Origin of the sequence: Mesorhizobium sp. M7A.F.Ca.CA.002.04.1.1, from assembly GCF_004022805.1 — a bacterium.
In the GTDB taxonomy this organism is placed as follows: Bacteria; Pseudomonadota; Alphaproteobacteria; order Rhizobiales; family Rhizobiaceae; genus Mesorhizobium; species Mesorhizobium ciceri.
Window position 1 is genome coordinate 1 of record NZ_RZPL01000279.1, and the last position, 6,692, is coordinate 6,692.

Below are 6,692 nucleotides of genomic sequence, written 5' to 3' on the forward strand. Positions count from 1 at the left end.
GGCCTGTCGATCGGCCTGCAGCCCGCACGGCAGGCGTCGGGCGAGATCGTCAAGGAGCGCGTCGAAGGCACTATCAGCAAGGAGGACATGGGTTTTGCCATGCGCCATGTGGTCGCCGGCAAGACCGTCAAGGCCAAGTCGCCGGCGGAGGTGCTGAAGCCGGGCGACGTCATCTTCGTGCAGAAAAACGATGGTGCCGAGGGCACCTACAGCCTGCGCCAGGTGCCCGAAGTGGAAGGCGGCCTGATCGCCATGGACCCGCACACCGGCCGCGTGCTGGCCATGGTCGGCGGCTTCTCCTATGCGCAGTCCGAATTCAACCGCGCCACGCAAGCCATGCGCCAGCCGGGCTCCTCGTTCAAGCCGATCGTCTATTCGGCAGCGCTCGACAATGGCTATACGCCGGCCTCGGTCATCATGGACGGGCCGATCACGATCCAGAGCGGCAACACGAGCTGGACGCCGAAGAACTATGACGGCACCGTCGCCGGTCCGGCGACCCTGCGCTCCGGCATCGAGAAGTCGCGCAACCTGATGACGGTGCGGCTTGCCAATGACATGGGGATGAAGCTGGTGGTCGAATATGCCGAGCGCTTCGGTGTCTACGACCATCTGGCACCCTATCTGCCAATGGCGCTGGGTTCCGGCGAAACCACCGTGATGCGCATGGTGTCGGCCTATTCGATCATGGCCAATGGCGGCAAGTCGATCAAACCGTCGCTCATCGACCGCATCCAGGACCGCTACGGCAAGACGGTGTTCAAGCAGGACGAACGTGGCTGCCAGGGTTGCAATGCGCAGGAATGGCAGAACCAGCCGGAGCCGGAGCTGGTCGACAATTCCGAGCAGGTGCTCGACCCGATGACCGCCTACCAGATCACCTCGATGATGGAAGGCGTCGTGCAGCGCGGCACCGGCGCCACCATCGGCGAACTCGGCCGTCACATCGCCGGCAAGACCGGAACGACCAACGATGAAAAGGACGCCTGGTTCATCGGTTACACGCCCAACCTCGTCGTCGGCCTCTACATGGGCTATGACACGCCGCGCGGCCTCGGCCATGGCGCCACCGGTGGCGGTCTCGCAGCCCCGATCTTCAAGGACTTCATGCGAGTGGCGCTGGACGGCACGCCCAATGTCGACTTCAAGGTGCCGGAAGGCATGAACCTGGTCGCCATCAATCGCAAGACCGGCATGCGTGCCGCATCGGGCGATCCCGGCACCATCATCGAAGCCTTCAAGCCGGGCACCGGTCCCGCCGACAGCTATTGGGTGATCGGCATGGGCGCCGACGGCTCAAATGCCACCGGTGGCGCGCTGTCGCCGCAAGCCAATCAGGCTATCCAGTCCGGCGGCGGCGGCCTCTACTGACGATTTTCAGGGGCGGATGGGCTGGCCTTGGGCCGGCCCATTTTGCTTTACAGCCGGCGGCGGCGTGCCTATGTATCGCGCCGACCGATTTCAGCAAACAGGACAGAACAGCCAGCCATGCGCGCGGAAACGCAGAATATTGTCGACGAGATCAGGCAGGCGATAACCCTGCTGAGGAGGCATCTTTGACTGGGATCAAGCCATAAAGCGGCTTGAATACCTCAATGTGCGCGCCGAGGACGCCAGCCTCTGGAACGAGCCGCTGGAAGCGCAGAAGCTGATGCGCGAACGCCAGAGCCTCGAAGAAGGCATCGCCTCGGTGAAAGGTCTGACGCAGGCGCTGGAAGACAATATCGGCCTGATCGAACTCGGCGAGGAAGAGCGCGATGAGGGCGTGATCGCCGAGGCGGAAGCCGCGATCCGCTCGATGCAAGGCGAAGCGAAGGCCCGCCAGGTCGAGACGCTGCTGTCGGGTGAAGCAGACTCCAACGACACCTATCTCGAAATCCATGCCGGTGCCGGCGGCACCGAAAGCCAGGACTGGGCCTCGATGCTGCTGCGCATGTACACGCGCTGGGCCGAGCGGCGCCGTTTCAAAGTCGAAGTGCTGGAAATGCATGACGGCGAAGAGGCCGGCATCAAGTCCGCCACGTTGATGATCAAAGGCCACAACGCCTATGGCTGGATGAAGACGGAATCGGGCGTTCATCGCCTGGTGCGTATTTCGCCCTATGACAGCAATGCGCGCCGGCATACGTCCTTCGCCAGCGTCTGGGTCTATCCGGTCATCGACGACACGATCGAGATCGACGTCTCCGAATCCGACGTCCGCATCGATACTTATCGCTCGTCCGGCTCGGGCGGCCAGCACGTCAACACCACCGATTCGGCGGTGCGCATCACGCATCTGGCCACTGGCATCGCGGTCGCCTGCCAGGCCGAACGTTCGCAGCACAAGAACAAGGCCAAGGCCTGGGAGATGCTGCGCTCGCGCCTTTACGAGGAAGAGCTGAAGAAGCGCGAGGCGGTTGCAAACGCCACCGAAGCATCGAAGAGCGATATCGGCTGGGGCCACCAGATCCGCTCCTATGTGCTGCAGCCCTATCAGTTGGTGAAGGATCTCCGCACCGGCGTCGAGAGCACCAGCCCGTCGAGCGTGCTCGATGGCGACCTCGACGATTTCATGGAAGCCTCGTTGTCGCAGCGCATCGAAGGCGGTGCCGGCGAAGCCGTGGCGGACCTGGACTAGGATATGCCCATATTCAGGTGAGGCCGGCCTGGCCTCATCTGAACATACCCCTGCGCACCACAGCAATGGAGGAGAGAGTGCCGAGCAAGCTCACCGGAAAATGCTTTTGCGGCGCGGTTCACTACGAGGTGGCCGACGAATTCCTCTATGCCGCGAATTGCCATTGTTCGGACTGCCGGCGCACCACCGGTTCGGCATTCAAGCCTTTCGCCGGTATCGAGCGTGAAAAGTTTGTCCTCACCGAAGGCGAGGACAAACTCCTGATCTTCGGCGACCAAAGCGGCCACAACGCGCATTGCTGCCAGTGCGGCTCCTTGCTTTATTCGCTCGTGCGCGACGGCGCCTATGTCCATGTCGCCATGGGAACGCTCGTCGACGACCCATCCATTCGTCCAACCGAGCACATCTTCGTCGGTTCGAAGGCGGGCTGGTTCACCATCACCGATGACCTGCCGCAGTATCAAGAGCACGTGATTGCCGGCTCCGACCAGCAATAGGCTGGAACCACAGCGGGCCAATCCCGTTTATTCGACGCCCGTTTGCCGGGAATTGACCTTGGCCTCATCTCGTCGGCGGTAGCGGATGCCTGACGTCTGTAGAACGATGTCGGGAATGCATGTTCTTGCGCCGACCAAGGAATCAGCCCAGCATCCAAGGGCTGGGAGAGAAAAAGCATTTATGGCCGGACGCGGCATATCTGCGACCCGACGATCCGGCCACTGGGAAGATACGTTCCGGGAACGGGCAAGCGAAACGCTTGATGCTCGTTTGAAAGGAACGTTTCCATGTCTGCTGCCACACTCAGATCGGCCAATGCCGTTCAACCGGCTGGCCGACTTTTGTTTTCCCTGTTCGCGATCGGCGCGATGGCAATGCTGACGGCACCTGCCTTCGCGCATGACGCCACGCCCACGGCGGCAAAGCCACAAGGCTGGAGTTATCCGTTCGCATGCTGCGCCAACTATGATTGTCGCACGACCCATACAGGCGAAGTGCTGGAGAAACCCGAGGGCTATGTCATCGCCGGAACGGGTGAGGTCGTTCCAATGACCGACAAGCGTGTCAAGGACAGCCCGGACGGCGAGTTCCATTGGTGCGCGCACCAGGGGGGCCTCGACGCCGGCAGGACAATCTGCCTGTTCGTGCCGCCGCGCTCGTATTGACGATAGGAGCGCATTCCTACGTCCGCCTGATCGCGTGTGACGGGACGGGCTTGCTGAGACGCGCCTGTCGCGGTAGCGCCGGTGATGCTTGCTGACAGACAGTTGTCAGGAGCACCTCTTTATGCTGCCTTTGCCGCACAGGGTGGCGGCGACAGGAGGAGTTCGTTGATGACCATCAAGGCAAGCTGTCATTGCAAGGCGACGACGTTCGAGGTTTCGCAAGCACCGCAGACGGTGACGCAATGCACCTGTTCTTTCTGCTCGAAACGCGGCTCGCTCTGGGCCTATTACGTGCCTTCGCAATTCAAGCTCACCAGCCCGATGGAGAACGTCTCTTTCTATCGTTGGGGGTCGAAGACCGTAAAGCACGGTTTTTGCGCCACCTGCGGCTGCGGCACCTTTACCGAAACGCCGGACTGGTCGACAGGCGAGCCGGATTTCGACAATCCCAAGATCAGCGTCAACTCGCGGCTGTTCGATGATTTCGATCTCGACAAGGTCGAAGTGGTTGTCATAGACGGCAAGAACCTCTGGTAGCTTATCCAAACCATTCCGGCACGGCGATGCGGCGCCACCACCGGGTATTGGTCACTCGGGAAAAGCCGTGAACGGCGCTTTTGCCGTTCCGCTTTTCGCCGCAATTCATGGTACAAGTCGCGGGAAGGGCTGATTTGGCGCCACCGCAAGGCGTGACTTGGAGAGGGACCATCCTATGAAAAAGACTGTGCTCGTCGTCGTGGCGACGGCTGTGCTCGTGAGCGCCTGCACCACCACCGATCCGTATACAGGCGACCAGAAGATTTCCAACACGGCGGCCGGCGCCGGCCTTGGCGCCCTGGCGGGTGCCAGCCTTGGCCTGCTTGCCGGTGGCAACGACCGCCGCAACGCACTGATCGGCGCCGGCATCGGCGCGCTGGCCGGCGGCGCCATCGGCGCCACGATGGACCAGAACGAGGCCGAACTGCGCCGGCAGCTCGAGGGCACCGGTGTCAGCGTCACCCGCAGCGGCGACCAGATCATCCTCAACATGCCGTCCGACATCACCTTCAACTCGGATCAGGATGCGGTGAAGCCCGGCTTCTACCAGGTCCTGAACTCCGTCGCGCTGGTGCTGAAGAAGTTCAAGCAGACCACGGTCGACGTGTTCGGCCACACCGATTCGACCGGTGGCGACCAGCACAATTTCGATTTGTCGCAGCGTCGTGCTTTGGCGGTGGCGAACTATCTGTCCGGTCAGGGCGTGGATCAGCGGCGCTTCGCCGTCACAGGCTTCGGCAAGACACGTCCGGTCGCATCCAATGCCACAGCCGAAGGTCGGGCCCAGAACCGCCGCGTCGAGATCCAGCTGTCGCCGCTCACCTGATCCGTCCGGCAAGCGGATGCGAAACGGCCCTCATGCGGGGCCGTTTTTGTTTGAGCTGACATCGGCGCTCTGGATGGGTACGGTATAGATTTAGTTATTGCTAAAATATAGCTTTCCGGCGGCCATGGAAAGGAATAGCATCATGGCAGTCCAGCGGGGATGAGGCGGTGTAACCGGCCGCGCAATCAGCATTTTTCCGCCTCGGTCTTGCACGGCCAGATCAGAAATCTGGGAGGAATGCATGACAAGAACAGCCAGCCTTGGGCGCTGTGGCGTCCTCGTTTTAACAGGTTTGGTAGGCGCGTGGCTGAACGTTGCTTCGGCTCGGGCCGAGGACGCCAACAAGGCCGACATCGAAGCCTTGAAAAAGTCGCTCGCCAAATATGAGGATTACACCGCTGCCGTCCGCGATCTCTATCTGTCGACGGTCGGCTGCGTCTACTACAGCGGAGAAAAGATAGCGGGCGCGATGGATTACCCGAAGGGCGCCATGGGTATTCACTTCGTCAATGTCCCGAGTGTCGGCCAGAAGCTCGACCCGATGCACCCCAACGTGCTGATCTATGAACCGACCAAGAAGGGTTTGCGGCTGGTGGGCGCGGAATGGCTGGTGCCTCTGACGCCGGACATAAAGGAGCCTCCGAAGCTGTTTGGCCAAACCTTCATGGGGCCGATGGAGGGGCACTACCCTCTCATCCCGAAGGAGTTCGTCCATTACGACCTTCATGCCTGGCTCGGGGACAATCCGAACGGCATGTTCAGTCCGACGAACCCGAACGTGAAATGCTCGAAGGCCGAGTTTCCGATGCTGGAAAAACCGACCAAGATGATGCCTGGGCCGATGTAACGGGCGAACCAGGCTGGAGCTCTACCGAGAAGGCAAGCCGGATGGCTGGCTTGCCTTCGAAGCGGTCGGGATCAGACCTTGGCGACGATCCGCATGAAGGCCGGCATGTCATCGCCGAAGCCAACGGTGGAATCGTTGTCTTCCTGGTGACGTTGGCGGGCAGGGCGGCTGTTGTCTCGCTGCGGCCGGGTATCGCCGCGTTCCGGTGCGCGCTGTTCGTTGCGATCGGACGATTTGCGCTCGGTGTTTTCCGAACGGATCGCTTCCTTGCGCGAGCGCCGTTCGCCGACGTCGGCGGCTGCCGCTGCGACCTCGGCCGCCGGCTGGTCCTCGCGGACTGTTTCCGGTGCCGTGTCTTCGCTGCGCTTGGCGTGGCGTTCGCGCGGTTTGCGCTCGCCGCCCTTTTCCCTGCTGCGGTCGTCGTCCTTGCGACCGGCGCGGCGCGGTGCGCCCTTGCCACGGCGCGGAGCATCGTCCTCGCCGCCTTCGCTGGCAACCACCGTCGACAAGTCGCCGTCATGCCATTCGATCTTGTTGCCGATCAGCCGCTCGATGGCGTCGATGTATTTGGTGTCCGACTTGGTCGCGATGGTGAAGGATTTTCCGGAGCGTCCGGCGCGGCCGGTACGGCCGATACGGTGGACATAATCCTCGGCATGGATCGGCACGTCATAGTTGAAGACATGGCTGACGTCGGGG

Annotated in this window: 8 protein-coding genes; 7 read left to right on the forward strand and 1 reads right to left on the reverse strand. The window is 61.8% G+C overall.

Translation table 11 applies throughout. The features are described from left to right. The 7 genes from ENZ75_RS16180 to ENZ75_RS16210 form a co-directional block, all read left to right on the forward strand. Positions 1–1,371, forward strand: a 1,371-nt coding sequence (locus ENZ75_RS16180) for a penicillin-binding transpeptidase domain-containing protein (RefSeq protein ID WP_281061240.1), incomplete at its 5' end; no start/stop codon positions are given. Between the two features lie 117 nt (positions 1,372–1,488). Next, positions 1,489–2,620 (forward strand): peptide chain release factor 2 gene (gene prfB / locus ENZ75_RS16185; RefSeq protein WP_013531367.1). Its coding sequence is split into 2 segments (ribosomal slippage): positions 1,489–1,554 and positions 1,556–2,620, totalling 1,131 coding nucleotides; the frame shifts between segments, so codons are not numbered across the junction. A 65-nt stretch (positions 2,621–2,685) separates the two neighbouring features. Continuing rightward, positions 2,686–3,117, forward strand: coding sequence for a GFA family protein (locus ENZ75_RS16190; protein WP_063168090.1), 432 nt, complete (start codon positions 2,686–2,688; stop codon positions 3,115–3,117). A gap of 288 nt (positions 3,118–3,405) precedes the next feature. Next, positions 3,406–3,783: a hypothetical protein gene (locus ENZ75_RS16195; protein WP_013531369.1), complete on the forward strand. Its 378-nt coding sequence runs from the start codon at positions 3,406–3,408 to the stop codon at positions 3,781–3,783. 168 nt (positions 3,784–3,951) lie between these two features. Further along, positions 3,952–4,320, forward strand: a complete 369-nt coding sequence (locus ENZ75_RS16200) for a GFA family protein (RefSeq protein ID WP_024503891.1) — start codon at positions 3,952–3,954, stop codon at positions 4,318–4,320. Between the two features lie 175 nt (positions 4,321–4,495). Then, positions 4,496–5,146, forward strand: coding sequence for an OmpA family protein (locus tag ENZ75_RS16205; RefSeq protein WP_013531371.1), 651 nt, complete (start codon positions 4,496–4,498; stop codon positions 5,144–5,146). A gap of 241 nt (positions 5,147–5,387) precedes the next feature. Further along, positions 5,388–5,993 carry a hypothetical protein gene (locus ENZ75_RS16210; RefSeq protein WP_013531372.1) on the forward strand — a complete coding sequence of 202 codons (606 nt, stop codon included), beginning with the start codon at positions 5,388–5,390 and terminating at the stop codon, positions 5,991–5,993. A 71-nt stretch (positions 5,994–6,064) separates the two neighbouring features. Here the strand turns inward: ENZ75_RS16210 and ENZ75_RS16215 are convergent. Continuing rightward, positions 6,065–6,692: helicase-related protein (locus ENZ75_RS16215; protein WP_281061241.1), on the reverse strand; the 628-nt coding region annotated here is incomplete at its 5' end.